General features: G+C 59.5%; 22 protein-coding genes. 10 read left to right on the forward strand and 12 right to left on the reverse strand.

Annotated elements, in window-relative coordinates:
• The first annotated feature begins 108 nt into the window (after positions 1–108).
• A complete protein-coding gene (gene hemB / locus QMK51_RS09835) occupies positions 109–1,083 on the forward strand; it encodes a porphobilinogen synthase (RefSeq protein WP_258699935.1) in 975 nt (324 codons plus the stop codon).
• 64 nt (positions 1,084–1,147) lie between these two features.
• Here the strand turns inward: hemB and QMK51_RS09840 are convergent, their stop codons facing one another.
• Positions 1,148–2,677, reverse strand: a complete 1,530-nt coding sequence (locus QMK51_RS09840) for an FAD-dependent oxidoreductase (protein WP_320393903.1) — start codon at positions 2,675–2,677, stop codon at positions 1,148–1,150.
• Between the two features lie 184 nt (positions 2,678–2,861).
• Between QMK51_RS09840 and QMK51_RS09845 the strand changes: the two genes are divergently transcribed.
• Positions 2,862–3,956 carry a DUF1615 domain-containing protein gene (locus QMK51_RS09845; protein ID WP_320393904.1) on the forward strand — a complete coding sequence of 365 codons (1,095 nt, stop codon included), beginning with the start codon at positions 2,862–2,864 and terminating at the stop codon, positions 3,954–3,956.
• A gap of 214 nt (positions 3,957–4,170) precedes the next feature.
• Positions 4,171–4,791 carry a glutathione S-transferase gene (locus QMK51_RS09850; RefSeq protein ID WP_258699938.1) on the forward strand — a complete coding sequence of 207 codons (621 nt, stop codon included), beginning with the start codon at positions 4,171–4,173 and terminating at the stop codon, positions 4,789–4,791.
• A 22-nt stretch (positions 4,792–4,813) separates the two neighbouring features.
• On the opposite strand, the gene QMK51_RS09855 is transcribed toward QMK51_RS09850, so the two are convergent.
• A complete protein-coding gene (locus tag QMK51_RS09855) occupies positions 4,814–5,254 on the reverse strand; it encodes a CBS domain-containing protein (protein WP_258699939.1) in 441 nt (146 codons plus the stop codon).
• Positions 5,255–5,633: 379 nt separating this feature from the next.
• On the opposite strand from QMK51_RS09855, the gene QMK51_RS09860 reads away from it, so the two are divergent.
• The gene (locus QMK51_RS09860; RefSeq protein ID WP_320394496.1) at positions 5,634–7,994 is read left to right on the forward strand and encodes a DNA polymerase II; all 2,361 of its coding nucleotides are present in this window, start codon (positions 5,634–5,636) and stop codon (positions 7,992–7,994) included.
• Here QMK51_RS09860 and QMK51_RS09865 read toward each other — a convergent pair.
• The 3 genes from QMK51_RS09865 to QMK51_RS09875 all read right to left on the reverse strand — a co-directional run bounded on the left by QMK51_RS09865 (position 7,959) and on the right by QMK51_RS09875 (position 10,540).
• Positions 7,959–8,429: a DUF1810 domain-containing protein gene (locus QMK51_RS09865; RefSeq protein ID WP_320393905.1), complete on the reverse strand. Its 471-nt coding sequence runs from the start codon at positions 8,427–8,429 to the stop codon at positions 7,959–7,961. The genes QMK51_RS09860 and QMK51_RS09865 overlap by 36 nt on opposite strands.
• Positions 8,430–8,459: 30 nt before the next feature.
• Positions 8,460–9,281, reverse strand: a complete 822-nt coding sequence (locus tag QMK51_RS09870) for an aldo/keto reductase (RefSeq protein WP_320393906.1) — start codon at positions 9,279–9,281, stop codon at positions 8,460–8,462.
• 110 nt (positions 9,282–9,391) lie between these two features.
• On the reverse strand, positions 9,392–10,540 hold the full coding sequence (locus QMK51_RS09875; RefSeq protein ID WP_320393907.1) for an aldose epimerase family protein: 1,149 nt from the start codon (positions 10,538–10,540) through the stop codon (positions 9,392–9,394).
• 249 nt (positions 10,541–10,789) lie between these two features.
• Here QMK51_RS09875 and QMK51_RS09880 point away from each other — a divergent pair, with 249 nt between their 5' ends.
• Both QMK51_RS09880 and QMK51_RS09885 read left to right on the forward strand, forming a co-directional pair.
• Positions 10,790–11,539, forward strand: a complete 750-nt coding sequence (locus QMK51_RS09880; RefSeq protein WP_320393908.1) for a hypothetical protein — start codon at positions 10,790–10,792, stop codon at positions 11,537–11,539.
• 250 nt (positions 11,540–11,789) lie between these two features.
• The gene (locus QMK51_RS09885; RefSeq protein ID WP_320393909.1) at positions 11,790–12,575 is read left to right on the forward strand and encodes a sulfite exporter TauE/SafE family protein; all 786 of its coding nucleotides are present in this window, start codon (positions 11,790–11,792) and stop codon (positions 12,573–12,575) included.
• On the opposite strand, the gene QMK51_RS09890 is transcribed toward QMK51_RS09885, so the two are convergent.
• Positions 12,557–12,952, reverse strand: a complete 396-nt coding sequence (locus QMK51_RS09890; protein ID WP_320393910.1) for a VOC family protein — start codon at positions 12,950–12,952, stop codon at positions 12,557–12,559. The genes QMK51_RS09885 and QMK51_RS09890 overlap by 19 nt on opposite strands.
• Before the next feature lie 163 nt (positions 12,953–13,115).
• Here QMK51_RS09890 and QMK51_RS09895 point away from each other — a divergent pair, with 163 nt between their 5' ends.
• Positions 13,116–13,652: a DUF4174 domain-containing protein gene (locus tag QMK51_RS09895; protein ID WP_320393911.1), complete on the forward strand. Its 537-nt coding sequence runs from the start codon at positions 13,116–13,118 to the stop codon at positions 13,650–13,652.
• Positions 13,653–13,876: 224 nt separating this feature from the next.
• Here the strand turns inward: QMK51_RS09895 and ampC are convergent, their stop codons facing one another.
• Positions 13,877–15,031 carry a class C beta-lactamase gene (ampC, locus tag QMK51_RS09900; protein ID WP_320393912.1) on the reverse strand — a complete coding sequence of 385 codons (1,155 nt, stop codon included), beginning with the start codon at positions 15,029–15,031 and terminating at the stop codon, positions 13,877–13,879.
• A 160-nt stretch (positions 15,032–15,191) separates the two neighbouring features.
• Between ampC and QMK51_RS09905 the strand changes: the two genes are divergently transcribed.
• Entirely contained in the window at positions 15,192–16,064 is an 873-nt protein-coding gene (locus QMK51_RS09905) for a LysR substrate-binding domain-containing protein (RefSeq protein ID WP_258699948.1), read from the forward strand.
• Positions 16,065–16,186: 122 nt separating this feature from the next.
• Here the strand turns inward: QMK51_RS09905 and gudD are convergent, their stop codons facing one another.
• Both gudD and QMK51_RS09915 read right to left on the reverse strand, forming a co-directional pair.
• Positions 16,187–17,530, reverse strand: a complete 1,344-nt coding sequence (gene gudD / locus QMK51_RS09910; protein ID WP_320393913.1) for a glucarate dehydratase — start codon at positions 17,528–17,530, stop codon at positions 16,187–16,189.
• Between the two features lie 24 nt (positions 17,531–17,554).
• Positions 17,555–18,901, reverse strand: coding sequence for an MFS transporter (locus QMK51_RS09915; RefSeq protein ID WP_320393914.1), 1,347 nt, complete (start codon positions 18,899–18,901; stop codon positions 17,555–17,557).
• Between the two features lie 281 nt (positions 18,902–19,182).
• Between QMK51_RS09915 and QMK51_RS09920 the strand changes: the two genes are divergently transcribed.
• Positions 19,183–19,899 (forward strand): FadR/GntR family transcriptional regulator, encoded by a 717-nt coding sequence (locus tag QMK51_RS09920; protein ID WP_258699951.1) that lies wholly within the window; start codon positions 19,183–19,185, stop codon positions 19,897–19,899.
• A 209-nt stretch (positions 19,900–20,108) separates the two neighbouring features.
• On the opposite strand, the gene yegQ is transcribed toward QMK51_RS09920, so the two are convergent.
• Positions 20,109–21,446, reverse strand: a complete 1,338-nt coding sequence (gene yegQ, locus QMK51_RS09925) for a tRNA 5-hydroxyuridine modification protein YegQ (RefSeq protein ID WP_408980575.1) — start codon at positions 21,444–21,446, stop codon at positions 20,109–20,111.
• A gap of 164 nt (positions 21,447–21,610) precedes the next feature.
• Between yegQ and QMK51_RS09930 the strand changes: the two genes are divergently transcribed.
• A complete protein-coding gene (locus tag QMK51_RS09930) occupies positions 21,611–22,672 on the forward strand; it encodes an AI-2E family transporter (RefSeq protein ID WP_258699952.1) in 1,062 nt (353 codons plus the stop codon).
• Here QMK51_RS09930 and QMK51_RS09935 read toward each other — a convergent pair.
• Both QMK51_RS09935 and QMK51_RS09940 read right to left on the reverse strand, forming a co-directional pair.
• Positions 22,669–22,851: a hypothetical protein gene (locus QMK51_RS09935; protein ID WP_258699953.1), complete on the reverse strand. Its 183-nt coding sequence runs from the start codon at positions 22,849–22,851 to the stop codon at positions 22,669–22,671. The two genes, QMK51_RS09930 and QMK51_RS09935, sit on opposite strands and share 4 nt — an antisense overlap.
• A gap of 100 nt (positions 22,852–22,951) precedes the next feature.
• Entirely contained in the window at positions 22,952–23,146 is a 195-nt protein-coding gene (locus tag QMK51_RS09940; RefSeq protein ID WP_320393915.1) for a hypothetical protein, read from the reverse strand.
• Between the last annotated feature and the right edge of the window lie 149 nt (positions 23,147–23,295).

Below are 23,295 nucleotides of genomic sequence, written 5' to 3' on the forward strand. Positions count from 1 at the left end.
GAAGCGGTAAGGGTTTTTCTGCTGCGCAAGGTTTGTGCGCTGTGCCGCACTGGGCATAAGCTTCGCCCCCTACGACTTTTGTCTCACCCGCCGTTTTCAGGAGGGCCCATGCCCAGTCAGTTCCCCGAAGCACGTCCACGCCGTCTGCGTCGCAATGCGAGCCTGCGCAGCCTGTTCCAGGAAACCGAGTTCAGCTTGAATGACTTGGTGCTGCCGATTTTCGTCGAGGAAGAGATCGACGAATTCGTGCCGATCAAGAGCATGCCCGGCGTGATGCGCATTCCCGAGTCGAAGCTGGCCGGTGAGATCGAGCGTTACGCCCGGGCCGGGATCAAATCGGTGATGACGTTTGGCGTGTCTCATCATCTGGACGGTAACGGCAGCGATACCTGGCACGACAACGGCCTGGTATCGCGCATGTCGCGCATTGCCAAAGACGCCGTGCCGGAAATGATCGTGATGTCCGACACCTGTTTTTGTGAATACACCGACCATGGCCATTGCGGCGTGCTGCACCACCACGAAGTCGACAACGACCAGACCCTGATCAACCTCGGCAAGCAAGCCGTGGCCGCCGCTCGGGCCGGTGCCGATGTGATCGCGCCGTCGGCAGCCATGGACGGGCAGGTCCAGGCCATCCGCCGGGCGCTCGATGAAGCGGGGTTCAGCCAGACCGCGATCATGGCCTATTCGACCAAATTCGCCTCGGCGCTCTACGGTCCGTTCCGCGAAGCCGGCGGCAGTGCCCTGAAGGGCGACCGCAAAAGCTATCAGATGAACCCGATGAACCGCCGCGAAGCGGTGCGTGAATCGTTGCTGGACGAACAGGAAGGTGCCGACGCGCTGATGGTCAAACCGGCTGGCGCGTACCTGGACATCATCCGCGACATCCGTGAAGCGTCGCGTCTGCCGTTGTCGGCATATCAGGTGAGCGGGGAGTACGCGATGATCAAATTCGCCGCCCAGGCCGGGGCGATCGATGAGGATCGCGTGGTGCGTGAGAGCCTGGGGGCGATCAAGCGGGCGGGAGCGGATTTGATCTTCACTTACTTCGCGATGGACCTGGCCTTGGCCGGGATCTAAAAACCACCCCATAACCCTGTGGGAGCGGGCTTGCTCCCACAGTTGATCTTCGTTGGCCTCGGGTTCAACTGATGAAAGGCCGTATCCCATGATCGCGGAAGTACCGCTCGATCACCTTCGGATCGGCGCTGTAGTCGGCGATCGCCACATAGGTATCCGGCCGCAGCAGGTAAAACCCGTTGCGCGCCAGCCCCACTGTTTCAAACACCGGTCGCCAGTCGAACACCTGCAACGGCAGGCGATGCTCGACGCACCAGGCGATCATCTCGTCGCTGGTGTCGCCGTAAACATGCACCTGCCAGGTCAGGTTTTTCAGCGACTCGAAATTGTCCCCTTCATCGTCGTGGGCCCAGGGCAGGCGATCACCGCCGTGAACATGGCCGGCAACGCCCTCGCTCAACGGCATGCCACGATAGTTGAGGGTGGTCTGTGACACCGTGCGAAACATGAACTCCCGGGCTGCCTCGAACGAGATCATTTTCGGGATCAAAAAGGGGGCCACGCGTATGCGCATCACGTCGGCAATTGGCCCATCGGCGGTGACGAAATTGAACACCCGGTCAGTAGTGGCCACCAGGCGCCGGGCAAAGGCGATGCGTTCGGTTTCATAACTGTCGAGCAGTTTGGTCGTGGCGCTGCCACTTAACACCGCCGCGAGTTTCCAGGCCAGATTGATCGCGTCGCCGATCCCGGTGTTCATGCCCTGGCCACCCGCCGGGCTGTGGACATGGGCGGCATCGCCCAACAGAAACGCGCGCCCGGTGCGAAAGTGATCCGCTACCCGGTGATGCACGCGGTAGGTCGAGAACCAGTTCACCTGATCGATCTGCACCTTTAAATGCTCGATGGCCCGGCTGCTGACGTCTGCAAACTGGAGGGTTTCGGCACGGTCGGCGCGTTCGTCGCGAACCGTGCCGATCAGACGGGCGCGACCTTCGCCGCCTAAGGGGAAAATGGCGAGGAAGTCGGCTTCGTCGAGATCCACATGCAATTCACCGTTGAACGTCGGGCCGCGGGCCTGTACATCCGCCACGTAGAAAATCTGCTGGTAGGTGCCCCCCGGAAAACCGGTGTCCAGGGTTTTTCGCACAATCGAGCGGGCGCCGTCGCAGCCTGCCAGGTAACAGGCCTGACAGGTTTGCTGCTGGCCATCGGGCAAGCGCAGCGTTGCGGTGATGCCGTCGCCGGTTTCCTCGAAATCTAGCAGTTCGGTGTTGCGCTCCACCGTAATGCCGAAGGTCTCCAGGCGTTCGATCAGCAGCTGTTCGTGCTCGTCTTGCGGATAGATTTCCAGGAACGCATAGGGCGTCAAACCCTCGCCGATGGCGCTCAGCGGCAGGTGTGCGACCGGTTCGCCCTTGACCCAGAAATTCGCTGCGCACACTCGATGGCCGTTCTGCACCACGGCGTCGCTGAGGTCGAGCTGGCGATACAACTCCAGCGTTCTGGCCTGTACTGCCAACGCGCGTGAGGTGGTGCCGGGGGCCGAGGTCTTGTCGATAATCCGCACCTCAATCCCCAGTTTGCTCAGCCACAGCGCCAGTACCAGCCCGGTCGGGCCGGCGCCGATGATCAGAACGTCGCTACGGTGCATGAGCCTGTCCTCCTCGGTCTGTGGATCAAGTATGGTTCAACCCGAATGCCCCCGCCGCTCGGCTGCCCAAAGGCCCCCCCCGGTAGCAGCTGCTACGGAACAGGGAGAGGGCGCCACAGTCATAGCCTGCGCCATGCCTTTGATCGTATGGTTAACCCGGCTCAACGGATTTTGATGGAGCACCATGCAAGCCAATCGATTGATCATGAGCATCGCGGCACTGTTGGTCCTGGCCGGTTGCGGTACCCAACGCACGCAGGAACCGCCGGCCCGCAAGCCTGCCGAGGTCAAGGCCGAGATCGTGCGTCTGCTGCCGGCCAAGACGGTCGACCGCCAGGGCTGGGCCACGGATATTTATGCAGCGTTTGCCGCACAAAAGATTTCGCCGACCACGCAAAACCTGTGTTCGGTACTCGCGGTCGCCGAGCAGGAGTCGACGTTTCAGGCTGATCCTCCGGTGCCTGGCCTGGGCAAGATCGCCCGAGACGAGATCGACCGCCGCGCCGCCAAAGCCCATATTCCCAGCCTGCTGGTGAGCGGCGCCTTGCAGGTCAGTTCACCCAATGGCAAAAGTTACAGCGACCGGCTGAATGCCGCGCGCAGTGAAAAAGAACTCAGCGCGATTTTCGATGACTTCATCGGGATGGTGCCCATGGGCCGGACCTTGTTCGGTGGGTTCAACCCAGTGCACACCGGCGGACCGATGCAGGTCAGCATTGACTTTGCCGAACAGCAGGCGCGGGATTATCCCTACCCGGTGGACGGCTCGATTCGCCACGAAGTGTTCACCCGTCGCGGTGGCCTGTATTTCGGTATCGCCCACTTGCTCGGTTATCCGGTGAGCTACAAACAACCGCTCTATCGCTTCGCCGATTTCAACGCCGGTTGGTACGCCAGCCGCAATGCGGCGTTTCAGAACGCGGTCAGTCGTGCGACGGGTATTCCGTTGGCGCTGGATGGCGATCTGGTGCGCTACGGCTCGATCATGCCCGGCACCACGGAACTGGCCGTGCGCACCCTCGGCAAGCAATTGGACATGCGCAACCCGACCATTCGGGATCAGTTGGAGGAGGGAAAAGGTCTCGAATTCGAGGACAGCCAGCTCTATCAGCGCGTCTTCGCCCTGGCTGAACAGGCCGAAGGCCGGCCATTGCCCCGCGCAGTGTTGCCGGGAATCGTGCTGCAAAGCCCGAAAATCACCCGCAAACTCACCACGGCGTGGTTCGCCAAGCGGGTCGATGAGCGTTATCAGCGCTGCATGAAGCGCGCGGGGGGGTAACCGAGCTGCCAGTTTAGGTGCGCAAATTGTGGGCGCGGGATTGCTCGCGAAGGCGGCGGCACAATCAACATTGACGTCGCCTGACACACCGTCTTCGCGAGCAAGCCCGCTCCCACAGGGTTCGCGCCCTGACTGATTGGTATTGGCTGATCAGGTATTCGAGCACAATCTTCGGCAGCTGCTACAAAGAGAGAGTCGCAGAGGAGATTTAGTCATGTACCAGCTCTACGGGCATCAGAATTCGGGTGCGGCCGCCATCGAAGCCGCGCTGGAGCTGTGCGAGGTTCCTTATCGCTTCATCGATGTATCATCGTCCCCGGAGGCGATTCAGGCGTTGGAGAAGCTCAACCCGCTCAAGCAGGTTCCCACTCTGCAACTGCCCGATGGCGGCGTTCTCACCGAGAGTGCGGCCATTCTGATTCATCTGGGCCTCACGTTCCCGGAGTCGAACCTGCTGCCAGACAACCCGCTCAAGCGTGATCAGGTGATTCATGGCCTGGTGTACATCGTGAGCAATTGCTATCCCGCCATCGGCATCATCGATTACCCCGAGCGCTGGCTGGCCGAGGCAGACGAGTCGTCCAGAGAAAACCTCATGGCCGGTGCCCGCCAGCGCCTGCATTGGCATTGGGAGGTGTTTGCCGATCAGTTCGCCGGCAAGTTGTACCTGGGCGAGGGAGCACCAGGCGCGCTGGATATTCTGGCGGCGGTGGTGACGCGCTGGGCGGGCACCCGGGAGCACTTGCGCCTGGCGCGACCGGGTTTTTTCGCCTGGCTCGAACGCTTCGACCGCCACCCTGCATTGGCGCCGGTCTTCTCACGGCATTGGCCATAGGAACACCGCTCCCACAAGGGGATCACTCGCCGCGAATGTACTGTTCCAACTGCCGAATCAGTTCAGCCTGTTCAGCGATGGCTTCCTTGACCAGGTCGCCGATCGACAGCAAGCCCAGCAACTCGCCGTTTTCCACCACTGGCAAGTGCCTCAGGCGTTTGTCGGACATGATGCCCATGCAGGTTTCGACGGTTTGATGGGTGTCCACGGTGATCACCGGCGACACCATGATTTCGCTGACCGGTGTGCCGACCGAGGAGCGCCCCTTGAGCACCAGTTTGCGAGCATAGTCCCGCTCGCTGATGATGCCGACGACCTTTCCATCCTTCAGGACCGGTAACGCCCCGACGTTTTTTGCGGCCATCACCATCAGCGCTTCCAGCACCATTTGATGGGGCGCAATGGTATGGACTTCCTGATTCTGTTGGGCCTTTAACTTGAGCAGTTGGGCGACGGTTTTCATGGCAGTTTCTCAGGTGTAGTCGTTGTTCTTGAAGAATCGTAGAGACGGGCTCACAGAGCAAGGCGCAAAGCGGCAGATAACACGCAAAAAGCGTCATTCAGTAATTTTTCTTTGTAAAAGCCCGATCCATACAGATGTGTGGCGAGGGGTGGCCCTGATGCTGGTCAGTTAAGGTGCACAACTTGTGGGAGCGAGCCTGCTCGCGATGACGGCGGTACGTTCAGCATCAATGTCGGCTGACCTGCCGCTATCGCGAGCAGGCTCGCTCCCACAGGAACTGCGGTGTTCAGTCCTTGACTGGCAGGCATCAGGGCTTGCCCAATGCCAGGTCGATCACGCGTAGAATCACCACTTGAATCAGATTGTTGAGGTTGCAGTGGTGGATTTACAGCAGGGCTTCGTCCTGACCCGGCATTGGCGCGATACCCCGGCGGGCACGGAAGTCGAGTTCTGGCTGGCGACCGATGCCGGTCCCCGGCGTATCCGCCTGCCGCATCAACCGTCGGTCGCATTCATTCCGGCAGCCCTGCGTGAGCGAGCCGAAGTGCTGTTGCGCGGCGAGAAGAACGTCGAGCTGCGACCGCTTGCCCTTCAGGATTTCGAGCACCGCCCGGTGCTTGGCTTGTACTGCCAGCAGCACGGTCAGTTGATGCGTCTGGAAACGGCGCTGCGCAAAGCAGGCATCGATGTATTTGAAGCCGACATCCGTCCGCCGGAACGCTACATGATGGAGCGTTTCATCACTGCCCCCGTTTTGTTCGGCGGCACACCCAGCGCCGATGGCCTGCTGCTCGACGCGCAAATGAAACCCGCGCCCGGTTACCGACCGAATCTCAGGCTGGTCTCGCTGGACATCGAAACCACCGCCCAGGGTGAGTTGTATTCCATCGCCCTGGAAGGCTGCGGCGAGCGTCAGGTGTACATGCTCGGGCCGCCCAATGGTGATGATGCCGAGGTGGATTTCCAGCTCGAATACTGCGACTCGCGAACCCTGCTGCTAAAAAAACTCAATGAATGGTTCGCCCGGCACGACCCCGACGCCATCATCGGCTGGAACGTCGTGCAGTTCGATCTGCGCGTACTGCACGAACATGCTCGCCGCCTGGCGGTGCCGCTGAAGCTGGGGCGTAGCGGCGAAGAAATGCAGTGGCGCGAGCACGGCAGCCGTAATCATTATTTCGCTTCGGCCGCTGGCCGGTTGATCATCGACGGCATCGAGTCGCTGCGTTCGGCGACCTGGAGCTTCCCGTCGTTCAGCCTGGAAAACGTCGCGCAAACCCTGTTGGGCGAGGGCAAGTCGATCGACAACCCGTACCAGCGCATGGACGAAATCAACCGCATGTTCGCCGAGGACAAGCCAGCCCTGGCCAAGTACAACCTCAAGGACTGCGAACTGGTGACGCGGATCTTCGCCAAGACCGAGTTGCTGACCTTCCTGCTGGAGCGGGCCAGCGTCACCGGTTTGCCGGCGGACCGCAGCGGCGGCTCGGTGGCGGCGTTCACTCACCTGTATATGCCGTTGATGCACCGTCAGGGCTTCGTCGCGCCGAACCTCGGCGGCAAACCACCGCAGGCCAGCCCCGGCGGTTTTGTCATGGACTCGCAACCAGGGCTGTATGAATCGGTGCTGGTGCTCGACTACAAAAGCCTCTATCCGTCGATCATCCGCACCTTCCTGATCGACCCGGTGGGCTTGATCGAAGGCCTCAAACATCCTGACGACAGCGAGTCGGTGCCGGGTTTTCGCGGTGCGCGTTTCTCAAGAACCCGACATTGCCTGCCGGCCATCGTCGCCCGGGTCGCCGAAGGCCGCGAAACCGCCAAGCGCGAACACAACGCGCCGTTGTCCCAGGCCCTGAAGATCATCATGAACGCGTTCTATGGTGTGCTGGGTTCCAGCGGTTGCCGTTTCTTCGATACACGGCTGGCCTCGTCCATCACCTTGCGCGGACACGAGATCATGTTGCGCACCCGCCAGTTGATCGAAGCCCAGGGGCACGCGGTGATCTATGGCGACACCGACTCGACCTTCGTCTGGCTGCGCCGCCCCCACGGTCAGGCAGAAGCCGCGCAGATCGGCCACGCGCTGGTTGACCATGTCAACCAATGGTGGCGCGAGCATGTGAAACAGGAGTACGGGCTGGAAAGTGCCCTGGAGTTGCAGTTCGAAACCCACTACAAGCGCTTTCTGATGCCGACCATTCGCGGCGCCGAGGAGGGCAGCAAGAAGCGTTATGCCGGGTTGGTCACCCGCGCCGATGGCACCAATGAAATGGTCTACAAAGGCCTGGAAACGGTGCGCACCGACTGGTCGCCGCTGGCTCGGCAATTCCAGCAGGAGCTGTACCTGCGCATCTTCAATCGCAAGCCCTATCAGGATTACGTACGTGACTATGTGCGCAAGACGTTGGCCGGTGAGTTCGACGAGCGCCTGATCTACCGCAAACGCCTGCGTCGGCCCCTCGATGACTATCAACGCAACGTGCCGCCCCATGTGCGGGCCGCGCGCATCGCCGACGATTACAACGACCGGCAGGGGCGGCCGCGGCAATATCAGAACGGCGGCTGGATCAGCTACGTGATCACGGTCGCCGGCCCCGAGCCGCTGGAAGTCCGCAGCGCGCCCATCGATTACGACCATTACGTCACCCGGCAGCTGCAACCGGTGGCGGACGCGATCCTGCCGTTTGTGGATGACGATTTCTCAACGCTGATTGGGGGGCAACTGGGCCTGTTTTGAGTCCAGCAGCGACAGCGTCCAGTCATCCGGTATGCCGTGAAAGTATTGATCCAGTGCCTGATGGAACAGGCTGCCTTTTGGCGACACTTGGGCGAACAGCGTCATCGATGAGTGAAACTTGAGGTCGTCGGGATGCCCGAAAATCTTGCCAATCGAGCTTTGAGGGATGTCCAGGACCAATTGCGTGCAGGCATGCAAGCGTGGGCCCAGTAACGGATGCTCCAGGTACGCTGCGGCTTCCTTGCTGGAGCGAATGGCAAAGTAACGGGACATCTCGCTGTCGCCCAACCCGGAAAACTGCGGAAAGATAAACCACATCCAGTGCCGGCGCTTCTGGCCGGCGCGCAGCTCCTCCTGTACCCACTCGAACACAGGGTCCTGCGCCTGAACGAAGCGTGGCAAATTGAAAGTGTCGAGCTGATCGGTACTTCTCATGCCGATGCCCTCTTACAGAACCGCGATGGCTCAGACCATGGCCAACCGCTGCTTGCGTTGTGGCGCGCGAAACGCTTGGTCCAGCGCCTCCAGATCCCCCGCTTCAAGGCGCAATTGCGCTGCTTGCGCGTTGAGCTGCACATGCTCGGGACGGACCGCTTTAGGGATGGCGATCACGTCGTTCTGACGCAGAATCCATGCCAGCGCTACCTGCGCAGGTGTCGCCTCATGACGGGCGGCCACCTGCTTGAGCGTCGAATTGGCCAGCATGGCCCCGCCCTGGCCGATCGGACAATAGGCCATCACCGGCATCCTTTGATGCTGACACCAGGGCAGCAGATCGAATTCGATGCCGCGCTCTTCCAGGTTATACAGCACCTGATTGGTGGCGCAGGCCGGTGAGGCCAGTTCATCCAGGTCGTTCAGGTCGAAGTTGGACACGCCCCAACGGCCGATCTTGCCGTCTTCGCGCAGGCGTTCGAAGGCTTCGACGGTTTCCTCCAGGGGATACTCGCCGCGCCAGTGCAACAGGTAGAGATCGATGTAATCGGTATTGAGCCTCCGCAGGCTGCGCTCGCAAGCCTGGGGGATGCCTCTGCGGCTGGCGTTGTGGGGGTAGACCTTGCTGACTAGAAAAACCTGATCGCGCAGGCCGGCAATGGCTTCACCCACCACCTCTTCGGCGCCCCCTTCAGCGTACATCTCAGCGGTGTCGATCAGGGTCATGCCCAGCTCGATGCCCAGGCGCAGCGCTGCAACTTCCTTCGTGTGCCGGGAGCGCTCCTCTCCCATGTGCCAGGTTCCTTGGCCGATGACCGGTACAGGGCTGCCGGCCAACTCAAGAGTACGCATGAATCCTCCTTGTCGAAGTCCGATCGATACTACAGTTGGCAGTAAAATAGCAGGGTGGTTCCGTCTGGTAAGATCAAAAGATCGCAGCCTTAGGCAGCGATCTTTTGATCTTACCGGGCGGAAAACCTGAACACGGTGGTCTGGGCATAGGTCTCGCCCGGATCCAGCCGCGTGGACGGGAAGCCCGGCTGGTTCGGCGAGTCCGGATAGTGCTGGGTTTCCAGAGTAAAGGCACCCCAATGCGGGTAAATCTTGCCAGCCTTGCCCTTGACCGTGCCATCGAGGAAGTTGCTGGTGTAGAACTGCACGCCGGGTTCAGTGGTGTAGAGCTGCAACCGACGGCCAGATTGCGGATCGCTGACATCGGCGGCGAGTTTGCCCACATCGCCCTTGGCGTCCAGCACCCAGTTGAAGTCAAAACCACCTTGTTTCGGTTCAGCGAATTTCAATTGCGGGTGATCGACCTTGATGTGTTGACCGATGGCCGTCGGTTGGGTGAAGTCCATGGGCGTGCCGGCGACCGGGGCCAGTTCACCGGTGGGGATCAGTTTGCCGGTGACCGGTGTGTAATGGGCGGCGTGCAAGGTCGCCAGTTGCTTCAACACATCGCCGTTACCCGCGCCGGCCAGGTTGAAATAGCTGTGGTTGGTCAGGTTCAGCACTGTGGGCTTATCGGTGCTGGCCTTGTAGTCGATGCGCAGCTCATTGTTCTCGGTGAGGCTGTAGGTGACCTCGGTTTTCAGGTTGCCGGGAAAGCCCATTTCACCGTCCGCCGACAGATACGTCAGCGTCACGCCCACCGAATCCTTGCCCTTGTTCGGTTCGGCTTTCCACACATGCTTGTCAAAACCTTGAGCTCCGCCGTGCAGCGAATTGCTGCCGTCGTTGAGTGGCACCTGAAAACGTTTGCCGTCCAGCTCGAAGGCGCCGTTGGCCAGGCGATTGCCAAAGCGGCCGATGGTCGCGCCGAAAAACGCCGTGCCACTTTGATAACCCTGCACGTCGTCGAAACCGAGCACCACATCGTCGAGCTTGCCGTTTTTATCCGGCACTTTCAGCGACTGGAGAATCCCGCCGTAAGTAATGACCGTGGCCTGCAGGCCGTGGCTGTTGCGCAAAATGTATTGCTCGACGGGCGTGCCGTCATTGGTTTTGCCGAAGGTTTTTTGTTCGCTGGACAAACCAGTGGCGTGAGCGGAGAGGGTGGCGATCATCAGGGACAGTCCGAGGCCGGAGAGCAGGTGTCGGGATTGAAGCATGGTTGACCTTCCTTTTTGTTGTTTTTAAGAAGTAGTCATACTAATGATCGTGTTTTAGCGCGATCAAGGAAGGATTTATAGTCTATTCCTCGAGTATTTCAATTATAAAGTATGACTAATACGGGGTCGCCTTTACGGTAGCCAGCGCTCACGGACCACCGGCACTGCACTTTTTCAGCTTTCACGGTTCTACCCTTGGCCAGCCTGCGGCGATCCCCACCGCTGGCCCATGCCCAAGTTCAAGAACCCATGGCTCGAGTTTTACCCCGCGTTACCCTGCGAATTCGCCGTCATTGCTTGCTGCTGATGAGCCTGTCGATACTCTTCGCCAGTGGCTGCAGCCATCAACCGGGCAACGATGTCGTCAGCCAGTTTCGCAATGGCAAACCCCAGGAATTCCTCCAGACCAGCGTCGACCGCATGGCGACCCTGACGATGCGTGACAACCTCGAAAGCCTCTACCTGCTGATGAACAAGCTCTACCTGCGCAACCCGGAGGAGCTGAAGAAATCCGGCTTCCTCGATATAGGCACCGCGGAAAAACAAGTGCGCATGGCCATCGAACAGCAAGAGCCGCTACCCACCCTCGGCGGCAAAAAAGACCTCGCTGCACTGAGCTTCGCCATGAGTCCGGAGTTTCTCGGCGACCGGGTCGGCGCATTCATCTATGCCATCGGCAGCATGCTGGTGACGGCCCATGGCAATCGGCTGGAGTTCTACATGACGGATGCGCTCAACCCGACCTTCGTCAGCAATGCCGCGCGCAACATCGAAAAAGCCACCTGGATCTTGAGCCAGCGGCAAAACAGGCAAGGCGAGCCTTTGCTGTTCTCCAACGAAATTTCGGAGGAGGGCAGCAACCTGAGTTTTGCCGTGGAGTTCGGCAAAATCGTCGCGCGACTGGACCTGCTGACCCAGATGCTCGACGAACGCTACCGGAGGATCGGCCTGAACTACGCCCAGAGTCTGCTGTTCCTGAATTTTTTGCCGGTGCAATAAAACGAGTGCTGAACCCAATCCCCCTGTGGGAGCGAGCCTGCTCGCGAAGACGGACTCACAGCCAACATCATTGTTGGATGTTGGACCGTTTTCGCGAGCAGGCTCGCTCCCACAAGGGATATGGTCAGGAAAAAACCGTGTTCCGGCTCAATGAATTGGCATAACGATAGACCGCATCGATATAAGTGGTTATAAGAAAAATCGCTATGCTGCTGACCGGTTTGTTTCCTGCGATTTTCTGGGCGTATTAATGGAATTCGGTAATTTCGGGTTGGTCGTTGCAGGTCTGGTGGTCGGCTTTATTGTCGGGATGACCGGGGTCGGGGGCGGTTCGTTGATGACGCCTATCCTGTTGTGGTTCGGCGTCAATCCGGCCACGGCGGTGGGCACGGACTTGCTGTACGCGGCCATTACCAAATCCAGCGGTGTGCTGGTTCATCGCAAGAACAAGAACATCGACTGGGCGATTACCGGTTGGCTGACCCTCGGCAGTGTGCCGGCGGTAGCCCTGACGCTGTGGTTCCTGAGCACTTTGCAGACCTCGCCCGACGCGATGAACGCCATCATCAAACAAGCGCTGGGCTTCGTATTGTTCGCTACGGCACTGGCGATTTTCTTCAAGAAACGCTTGCTCGATTTCGCTCACAAACGGGCGGGTGGCCAATATAACCCCAGCGGTTCCCGGTTGAATGCACTGACCGTGATCACCGGTCTGGTGCTAGGCACCATGGTGGCCCTGACCTCCATCGGCGCCGGCGCCCTGGGCACCGTCGCGCTGTTCATCTTGTATCCGCTGCTGCCCACTCGTCGCCTGGTCGGCACCGAAATCGCCCACGCGGTGCCCCTGACCCTGGTCGCCGGCCTTGGCCACGCAAGCATGGGCAACATGGATTGGCACGTCCTGGGCTTCTTGCTGGTCGGTTCGTTGCCAGGGATTTACCTGGGCAGCCATTTGACCGGGCGCATCTCCGACGAACTGCTGCGTCCGTGCCTGGCGACGATGCTGGTGCTGATCGGCTATAAACTGGCGTTCTGATCCGATACCGCTTCCCGAGTAAAAATCTCCAGCAGATGCCCGTCCGGGTCATCGAAATACACCCGCCGGCCACCGGCGTAATCATTGATTTCGTTCGGCCGCTGCTTGCCCGGATCGGCCCACCAGGGCTGTTTGAGCGCTTGCAGACGAGCGAAGGCCGCATCGAAGTCGTCGTCGCCAATCAAGAACGCATAGTGCTGGGACGCGATGGGCGGGGCGTTGTTGTAGAAATCCAGCGACACCCCGTTATCGAACTTGACCACCAGCATCGGCCCGAACGGCTCGGGATCAGGCAGGCCGAGGAGGTCGGTCAGGTAGTGCGCCGAGGCCTGTTTGTCACGGCACCAGACGATGGTGTGGTTCAGCTGAGCGCTCATGGAGAAACCCTCACGGAGAATCAGATATGAGATTAGCTCAGGCTGTTGCGCAATGACCGCCCTGACCTAAGCTTGGGCAAGGCGAACACAATCGCGGTGCATCGCCCGGAGCGATCGCCGCGATGCGCAATCATTAGAGCGTGGATATCAAAAGGAGATGCGCATGCTCATCAGGTCTTTGACCCTGGCTACTCTGCTGGCTTTCGTCGGTCCTTCATTCGCCGCCGATGACGATTCCCCGCTGGTTAAAGACGTGGGCAGGGCCCGTCCGCTGATTGTCATCGCGCCCAGTTCAGTCGACCCCACCTGGCTCAACCTGAAAAAGTCGCTGGACGACTCCGCCAACCGCAAGGGTTTCACCGATCGAAACATGGTGCTGTACACCGTGATCAATACGATGGGCCAACGGGACGGCAAAGACCTCGACCCGCAATCCACGATGGCGTTGATCCGCTCGCTCAAATTGGGTGCCGGTGCGAAGAGCAAAATCATCCTGATCGGCAGGGATGGCGAAAAGAAGCTTGAGCAATCGGATACGGTCGAGTTGAAAGAGATTTTCAACACCGTCGACCAGCTGCCGACCGCCGAGAAGGAAGCGACAGTACCGGTGCCAGCGCCAGTGGCTGAAGTTGCACCGGCCAAAGGTGCCAAAGGCAAACCGGCGAAGCCCGCCAAACCGCCTGAAATGCCGGATGATTGAATTTTCTGTTGAACCTTTGTGGTGAGGGGGGGCTTGCGCCAATGCCAGTCAGTCAAGCCCGCTCCCACAGGTTCTGTCTCGGTGATTTGATGGATGTGATCTGGCGACGTTTGCAGGCGCAGGTTTCAATTCAGTAACGAAAATGGGCGACCTCAGAGGTCGCCCATTTTGTTTGCCACCGCTGAACCCTGTGGCGAGGGGGCAGCCTCAATGAGTGGTTGAGATCATTCAGCCAGCGCACTCAATATTTCGTGGGCGATTCTGACTCGCTCCGGGTTCGGGTAGTTTTTGTTGGCCAGGATCACGATGCCGATGTCTTTGGCCGGGATAAAGGCGACGTAGGCGCCGAAGCCGCGGGTTGAACCGGTTTTGTTGATCAGCACAGTGTCGCGTTGAGGTTGCGGCGGGGTCAGCCACTGGACTTCATGAGCCTCAAATGCCATCTGCGACGAGTTGCCGGCCAGTAATGTGTTGAGCGTCACCGGGTAGTTGTAGAACTCCCAACCCAACCCTTGAGTCATCTCGCCAACCTTGTAATAGCCGGTGTGAGTGGTGGCGATGGCCTGCTGCAAGGGTTTTTCCAGCGAAGCGGGATTCATGTTCGCCTCAACATAGCGAAGCAGATCCGCGGCGCTGGTTTTCACGCCATACGCTTCGGAATCCAGCGCACCCGGCTCGACCCGCGCAGGCCTGTCCTCCTTGGTGTAACCCTGAGCGTAAAGTGCCATCTGATCCTGCGGAACCTTGAGGTAGCTGTGCTTGAGGCCCAGTTTCGGCAGCAAGGTTTTTTCCATCAACTCATCGAACGGCGCACCCATGCTGCGGGCCGCCAGGTAGCCGAACAACCCCAGGCTGGGGTTTGAATACTGGCGATGAGTGCCGGCGGCGTAGGTCGGTTTCCACTGTTTGAAGTAGCCGAGCATTTTGTCCTGATGGTCTGCCTCACTGGGGAATTGCAGCGGCAGGCCGCCGGCGCTGTAGGTGCCAAGTTGCAGCACACTGATACTGTCGAACGCGCTGCCGCGCAAGGCCGGCAAAACCTGACTGGCGTTGTCTGACAGGGCCAGTTTTCCGGTCGCCTGTGCATAGGCGGCGAGGGTGGCGGTGAAGGTTTTGCTCACCGAACCGATTTCGAACAAAGTGTCTTTGGTGACGGCTTTGCCGTTTTCTTTTGAGGCCACACCGTAGTTAAAGTAATGCGGTTGGCCATTGACGGTAATTGCGACTGCGATGCCGGGGATTTGCTGTTGCTGCATAACCGGTTCGACGGCAGCCTTCACGATGGCTTCGATGCGCTCGTCAGCAAAGCTGTGACTGACTCCGAGGAGAAGTGCGAAAGCACTGTAGGACACGAGCTTGTTCTGATTTTTCTTAGGCATGATTGAGTCACTTTCCATGATTGTTCGTAGTGTTAACCGCTACACTCCGAGCGGTTTTTCAAGCCGGTCCGCTGCTGGGCGAGCCAAATCTAGGCAGTTTGGTGAGCGCCGACAAACGACGATATCTCGGATGAGCCATTAGAAAATTTTGGGAGTGGGCATGATTCGACCTCATCTGCCGCTGAATGCGCTACGTGCTTTCGAGGCTTCGGCGCGCCATTTGAGTTTCACGCGAGCGGCGGTGGAGTTGTGCGTCACGCAGGCGGCGGTGAGTCATCAGGTCAAAAGCCTTGAAGCCCAGCTTAACGTGACCTTGTTCAAACGCCTGCCCCGCGGCCTGATGCTGACCAGCGAAGGTGAAACCCTGTTGCCGGTTTTGCGCGAATCCTTCGACCGGATCGCCGAAACCCTGGAGCGTTTCGAGGGCGGGCATTTTCGCGAGGTGCTGACGGTGGGCGCTGTGGGGACTTTCGCGGTTGGTTGGCTGTTGCCGCGATTGGCGGACTTTCAGAAGAAACATCCGTTCATAGATTTGCGCCTGTCGACCAACAACAACCGGGTGGACGTGGCCGCCGAAGGCCTGGATTACGCCATTCGCTTTGGCGCGGGGGCGTGGCACGGGATTGAAGCGGTGCGGTTGATCGAGGCGCCGCTGTCGGTGCTCTGCGTTCCAGAGATCGCCCGGCAATTGCACACGCCTGCGGACCTGTTGCAACAAACACTGTTGCGCTCCTACCGCACGGACGAATGGCCGGAGTGGTTTCAGGCGACCGGTTTTTCGGCCCATGCCGTGCTGCCCCGGAGTATCGTCTTCGACTCGTCGCTGGCGATGATGGAGGCTGCGCTGCAAGGTGCGGGCGTTGCCTTGGCGCCGCCGCTGATGTTTGCCCGGCAACTGGCGGCGGGTGCAATCGAGCAACCGTTCGCCATCGGTATCACCACCGGCAGCTACTGGCTGACCCGCTTGCAGTCGCGCGCCGAAACCTCCGCGATGGCCGTGTTCAAGGACTGGTTGCTGCAAGCTTCGATTTAATACAAAACCCTGTGGGAGCGGGCTTGCTAGCGAAGGGGCCATCACATTCAACATTAATGTTGACTGGCACACCGCCTTCGCGAGCAAGCCCGCTCCCACAGGGATTGCAGTGTTCTCGAGGCCTAGCGCACCAGGCACGGCCGCTTGTTATCGAATGTCCACCCCGGAATCAGAAACTGCATCGCCACGCTATCATCCCGCGCGCCCAGTCCCATGCCTTTGTACAACTCATGGGCCTTGGCCAGTTGATCCACATCCAACTCAACCCCTAGGCCAGGTTTTTTCGGCACCTGCACGCAGCCGTCGACGATGTGCAGCGGCGCTTTGGTCAGACGCTGGCCGTCCTGCCAGATCCAGTGGGTGTCGATAGCCGTGATCTCACCCGGAGCAGCCGCCGCGACGTGGGTGAACATGGCCAGGGAAATATCGAAGTGGTTGTTGGAATGCGAACCCCAGGTCAGGCCCCATTCATGGCACATCTGCGCCACCCGCACCGAGCCCTGCATCGTCCAGAAGTGCGGGTCGGCCAAAGGAATGTCCACCGACTGCAACTGGATCGCGTGGCCCATTTCCCGCCAGTCGGTGGCGATCATGTTGGTCGCGGTTTTCAGGCCCGTGGCGCGACGGAACTCGGCCATGACTTCACGGCCCGAGTAACCGTTTTCCGCACCGCAGGGGTCTTCGGCGTAAGCCAGAACGCGATGTTGATCCCGACACAGGCGGATGGCTTCCTTGAGCGACCAGGCGCCATTCGGGTCAAGGGTGATGCGCGCATCGGGAAAACGCTCGGCGAGGGCAGTGACCGCTTCGATTTCCTCGTCGCCGCTCAACACACCGCCCTTGAGTTTGAAGTCCTTGAAGCCATAACGGGCGTGGGCGGCTTCGGCCAGGCGCACTATGGCATCGGCACTCATGGCTTTTTCGTGGCGCACACGGAACCAGTCATTGTCGGCGTCCGGTTCACTGCGGTAGGCCAGATCGGTTTCGTTGCGATCACCGACATAAAACAGATAACCGAGCATCTTCACTTCGTCGCGCTGCTGGCCTTCGCCAAGCAGCGCGGCGACCGGCACGTCCAGGTGCTGGCCGAGCAGATCGAGCAGGGCGGCTTCCAGCCCGGTGACTGCGTGAATGGTGATGCGCAGGTCGAAGGTTTGCAGGCCGCGACCGCCGGCATCGCGATCGGCAAACGTCTGACGTACTTGATTGAGGATCTTCTGGTAGGTGCCGATCGGGCTGCCGACCACCAGTGCGTGCGCATCTTCCAGCGTTTGACGAATGCGTTCGCCACCTGGCACTTCGCCGACACCGGTGTGGCCGGCGTTGTCCTTGAGGATCACGATATTGCGAGTGAAAAACGGGCCGTGGGCGCCGCTCAGGTTGAGCAACATGCCATCGTGGCCGGCCACCGGAACTACCTGCATGCTGGTGATGATCGGGGCTTTTGCGGCTTCTTGTGGGTTCATTTTCTTGTCCTTCAAAACCAATGTTCAGGCGTGATTAGGTGCTGGTTTGCCCAGGGCAACCACGGGTGCGGGTTTCGGTTTATTGCGCGCGGCGAAGACGATGATCGCGGCGATGATCGAGGTGGCGGCCAAGCCGTAGAGCCCGCCCTGGATCGAACCGGTGTGTTCTTCCAGCAAGCCGAAGGTGGTCGGCGCAACGAAGCCGCCGAGGTTGCCCACCGAGTTGATCAGCGCAATCACGCCGGCGGCGATCCGCGCATCCAGGTACGCCTGAGGAATCGGCCAGAACAGCGACGAGGCTGATTTGAAACCCAATGCAGCAAAGCAGATCGCAACGAAGGCGAAAATCGGCCCGCCAATGGTGGACATGAACATCCCCGCAGCAGCGATCAGCAAGGCAGCGGCGACCCAGGCTTGCTGGTGCTTCCATTTGCCCGACAGCGAGGCGAAGGCGTACATGCCGACGATCGACAGCAGCCACGGAATCGAGTTGAACAGGCCGACCTGGATGTCGCTCAGGTCGCCCATCTTCTTGATGATGCTCGGCAGCCAGAAGGTCGCGGCATAGATGGTCAACTGGATGAAGAAGTAGATCAGGCAGAACAGGATGATCTGGCGATCCTTGAGCAGCGTGCCCAGCGACGGTTTGATCGGCGTCGCGGCTTCGCGGGCCAGTTGTTCGTCGTCGATGGCTTTGACCAGCGCGTCCTGCTCAGGAAGGGTCAGCCATTTGGCGTCGTGGGGTTTGGAGTCCAGCCAGAACCAGACGAACACGCACAGCCCGACCGAGAACATGCCCTCGATGAAATACATCCACTGCCAGCCGTGCATGCCCAAGCCGTTGATTTGCAGCAACAGACCGGACAGCGGGCCGGAGATCAGCGATGCGATGGCCGAACCGCTGAGGAAGATCGCAATCGCCTTGCCGCGTTCCACGCCGGGCAACCAGCGGGTGAAGTAATAAATCACCCCGGGGAAGAACCCGGCTTCGGCGACGCCCAGTAGAAAACGCAGGATGTAGAAGTGGGTTTCGTTCTGAATGAACGCCATGCAAGCGGCCACTAGGCCCCAGGTCAGCATGATGCGGGTCAGCCAGATTCGCGCACCAATTTTTTGCAGGAGGATGTTGGAGGGGACTTCGAACAGCGCGTAACCGATAAAAAACAGACCGGCACCGAGGCCGTAGGCGGCAGCGCCAATCCCCAGGTCATGTTCCATGTGGGCGCGGACGAAGCCGATGTTCACGCGGTCGATGTAGTTGACGATGAACATGATCACGAACAGCGGCAGGACGTGGCGTTTCACTTTTGAGATGGCGGACTTCAGGACCGAATCGGCGCCATCGTTCATTCCGGATATGGATGTATTCACTTCGTTTTCTCCCACTCGTTATTGTTATGCGGGGTGTGGCTGGGTGATGTGATGTTGATAGACATCATACAACTACATTTTTTTATCCGGCAAGCGCCACGGTCCAATAAAATGGCTATTAATTTAAAGGTTGTTATGTTTCTGTTGATTCGGTGTGGGCCCGTGAGAGTGCTTTTTGGTCGATATCTTGAGTGTTGTCATACAAGTTAGGTGTTATTTTCTGAAGATTCCATTCGACCCCAGTGCTACGATCCCGTTAGCTCTGCTTTCGGATGATCGCCATGCAAGAAAACCTTGACGCGCCTGCTCGCAAGCGCACTCACAACCTGGCCCACGACCTGGTGGCCAAGCTGACCCAGAGTATTTTGCTCGGCCAAATGCTGCCGGGGGACAAGCTGCCGTCAGAGAACACGATTGTTCAGGAGCATGGGGTCAGTCGCACGGTGGTGCGTGAAGCGATCTCGAAGTTGCAGGCTTCGGGGCTGGTGGAAACCCGTCATGGCATCGGCACCTTTGTCCTTGAGCGTGTGCCGGAGCAGGGGCTGCGGCTGAATGTCGATACTGCGCTCGGCGTGCGCAGCATTCTGGAGTTGCGCATGGGCCTGGAAACCCAGGCCGCCGCGCTGGCAGCGGTTCGTCGTACCGATCAACAGTTGGCGCAGATGCGTGAAGCGCTGGACGACTATCAAAGCTTGCTGGCCAACAACGACAGTTGTGTCGAGGCCGACAAACGCTTCCACCTGCTGATCGCCGAAGCCACCGGCAACGTGTGCTTCACCGAGATCATGCAGCACCTGGGCAGCGCCATGATCCCTCGCACCCGCGTCAATGCCGCCGAGCGCGGGTCGGCGGATTTGAGCAAGCTAGGGCAGCTCGCCAACCTCGAACATGAGGCTATTCTCAACGCCATCAAACGCCAGGACCCGGATGCGGCGCGGGCGGCGATGTGGTTGCACCTGACCAACAGCCGGGATCGCTTTTCGGCGGGCGGAGCCTGATTCTGGCTGCTCGGTGTTGTGTCAGTGGCAGCCGGTCATCGTTCTTCGCGAGCAAGCCTCGCTCCCACACGGATTGTGTGAACGCTGGAGATCCCTGTGGGAGCGGGCTTGCCCGCGATGAGGCCAGAACATTCAACATTGATGTCGACTGTCAGACAGCTATCGCGGGCAAGCCCGCTCCCACAGGTTGGGTGTTGGCCGTTCACAACTTAACTCACGCCGACATCCCGCATCAGTAATCCATAACGCAAATCCACCGTATCCGGAATCGGCAGGTACACCGTGTGCCCATCCCCTGGCGCCAGTTCAATCGCCTCGCCTTTGACGTTCTGCAACTGATGCAGATCGAAGTGGAAGTTGCCCTTGGGCGTCATCAGTTCCATGTGATTACCCAGGCCAAAACGATTCTTCACCCGCACCTCGGCCAGCCGGTCACGGCGTTCGCCGGTCAGTTCGCCCACGAACTGTTGGCGCTCTGAAACCGAGCTGCCGTTCTGGTAGTTCTGATATTCGTCATGCACATGTCGCCGCAAAAAACCTTCGGTATAGCCACGCTGGGCCAGGGACTCCAGATCGCTCATCAAGCTGCGATCAAACACCCGGCCAGCCACCGCATCATCGATCGCGCGGCGGTAAACCTGGGTGGTGCGCGCGCAATAGAAGTGCGATTTGGTCCGGCCTTCGATTTTCAGCGAATGCACGCCCATTTGCGTCAGGCGCTCGACGTGCTGGACGGCGCGCAGGTCCTTGGCGTTCATGATGTACGTGCCATGTTCGTCCTCGAAGGCCGGCATCGATTCGCCGGGGCGATTGGCCTCTTGCAACAAGAACACTTGGTCGGTCGGTGCGCCGATGCCCAGGGTCGGTTCGGGCTGGAACGGCTGAACGATTTCGCCGAGCTGATTTTCGCTGGCCGGTGTCGCCGAGTATTTCCAGCGACAAGCGTTGGTGCAGCTGCCCTGATTCGCATCGCGTTTGTTCAGGTAGCCCGACAACAGGCAGCGCCCGGAATAGGCCATGCACAACGCACCGTGCACGAACACTTCCAGTTCCATCGCCGGGACGTGCTGGCGGATTTCGGCGATTTCTTCCAGCGACAGTTCACGGGACACGATGATCCGGCTCAAGCCCTGCTGCTGCCAGAACTCGACACTGGCCCAGTTCACCGTGTTGGCTTGCACCGACAGGTGGATCGGCATCTGCGGGAAGTGTCGGCGCACCAGCATGATCAGGCCGGGGTCGGACATGATCAGCGCGTCCGGCGCCATGGCGATCACCGGTTCCAGATCCTTCAAGAACGTTTTGAGCTTGGCGTTGTGCGGGGCGATGTTCACCACCACGTAGAAGCGCTTGCCCTGAGCCTGGGCCTCGGTGATGCCGAGCGCGAGGTTGGCGTGATCGAATTCGTTATTGCGCACCCGCAGGCTGTAGCGCGGCTGACCGGCGTACACCGCGTCGGCGCCGTAGGCGAAGGCATAGCGCATGTTTTTCAGGGTACCGGCAGGGGCGAGCAGTTCCGGGGGCGTGAGCGTCATGGTGCGGGGCATGGCAGTGTCGATCGCAAAAGCCGGCAAGGGTAAGCGGCCTGCGCACGGGGTTCATTGATCTGGATCTATGCTTGATGAAAAACCGGATGGCACTCGCGCGAATCGTGGCGGACTAAATATAAGGACGCGAATTTGCGCCCCCTGCGCACTGACATGGATCGGACATGAACGAAACGACACTACAAGACAAGTCGCTGATGGTCTTGCTGGCGCTGGTGACCGTCGCGTTTCTCTGGATTTTGCTGCCGTTCTACGGCGCGGTGTTCTGGGCGGTCATCCTCGGCATCGTCTTTGCGCCCATGCAACGTCGGTTGCAACTGAAATTCGGCTGGCAACGCAACCTGACGGCGCTGTGCACGCTGAGTATCTGTCTGGTGATCGCGATCCTGCCGGTGACCATTGTCAGTGCCTTTCTGGTTCAAGAAGGCACGGCGATATACAAAAACATCGAAAGCGGCGAATTGGACATCGCCGGTCATGTGGTGCAGTTCAAACACAGCCTGCCACCGTACTTCCAGCACCTGCTCGATCGTTTCGGCATGGGCGAGTTGAGTGGTCTGCGGGAGAAAATCATCAAGAGTGCGATGCAGGGCGGCCAGTTTTTCGCGACTCAGGCTTACAGTTTTGGCCAGGGCACCTTCGAATTCGTGGTGAGCTTTTTCATCATGCTCTATCTGTTGTTCTTCTTTCTGCGCGACGGGGCCGAACTGGCGCGCAAAATACGCGCCGCCATACCGCTGGAGGACAACCAGAAACGCCGTTTGCAGCTCAAGTTCAATCACGTGGTGCGGGCGACGATAAAAGGCAATCTGCTGGTGGCGATCACGCAGGGCGCATTGGGCGGTTTGATTTTCTGGTTTCTGGATATCCCGAGCGTGTTGCTTTGGGCGGTGCTGATGGCGTTTCTGTCGCTGTTGCCGGCGGTGGGTGCGGGGATCGTCTGGGCACCGGTGGCTGCGTACTTCCTGCTCACCGGCGCGATCTGGCAGGGCACGGTGCTCGCGTTGTTCGGGGTGTTCGTGATCGGGTTGGTGGACAATGTGCTGCGTCCGATCCTGGTGGGTAAGGATACGAAGATGCCGGACTATTTGATTCTCATCTCAACCCTCGGCGGCCTGGCGATTTTCGGGCTCAATGGCTTCGTCATCGGGCCTTTGATCGCAGCGTTGTTCATGTCGAGTTGGGCAATCTTCATCGAAACCAAGCCGCATGTTCAGCTGCCTTAAGCGCTGAGCTGGCCTGAGTCGATACGTTGCGACAGGGCCTGGGCGGCGGGTAGCGAGGAGAGCGGACCGCTGATCGGTTCGCCGTCCTGCACCAGGTACCAACAGGCGAGCAACCCCAGCGCTCTGAGCGGTGCGGGAACGGCGCTGCCGATAACGGACATGATTTGAACCTGAGCCATAAGTACCTCCATCAATCTATGGAGCTACCTTACGGATCGGACGCTTGAACGGACAATCAACGCTTTCGATAGTCGTCATTGACGCCAATGAGTCCTGCGGTCAATCCACCACTTGATCGAGCATATGCATCACTTCCTGCTCATTGAGCAGGCCTTTTCGCACCAGGTTTTCCGCCAGCAGCGAGAGAAACTTGGCGCTGCGATGACCTTCCAGGTGCTTGAGTTCGGTCAGTGCGTTGTACACCTTGCTGGAAGTGCACAAGCCGACAATGCGGTGCGGGTTTTGTGTGGGCATGAGGTCGTCCTTGTTTTTATCAACCTGTTGTTTACGGACAGATCCAAGCTTGCGGGCCTGTCATGACATAAATATGACCAACTTTAGCTGCCGGCACTGTCCCGACAGCGACCTTGGCGAGATTTATCCAGACTTCGCCCGATCTGCGG

This window comes from Pseudomonas sp. P9_31 (assembly GCF_034008235.1).
In the GTDB taxonomy this organism is placed as follows: Bacteria; Pseudomonadota; Gammaproteobacteria; order Pseudomonadales; family Pseudomonadaceae; genus Aquipseudomonas.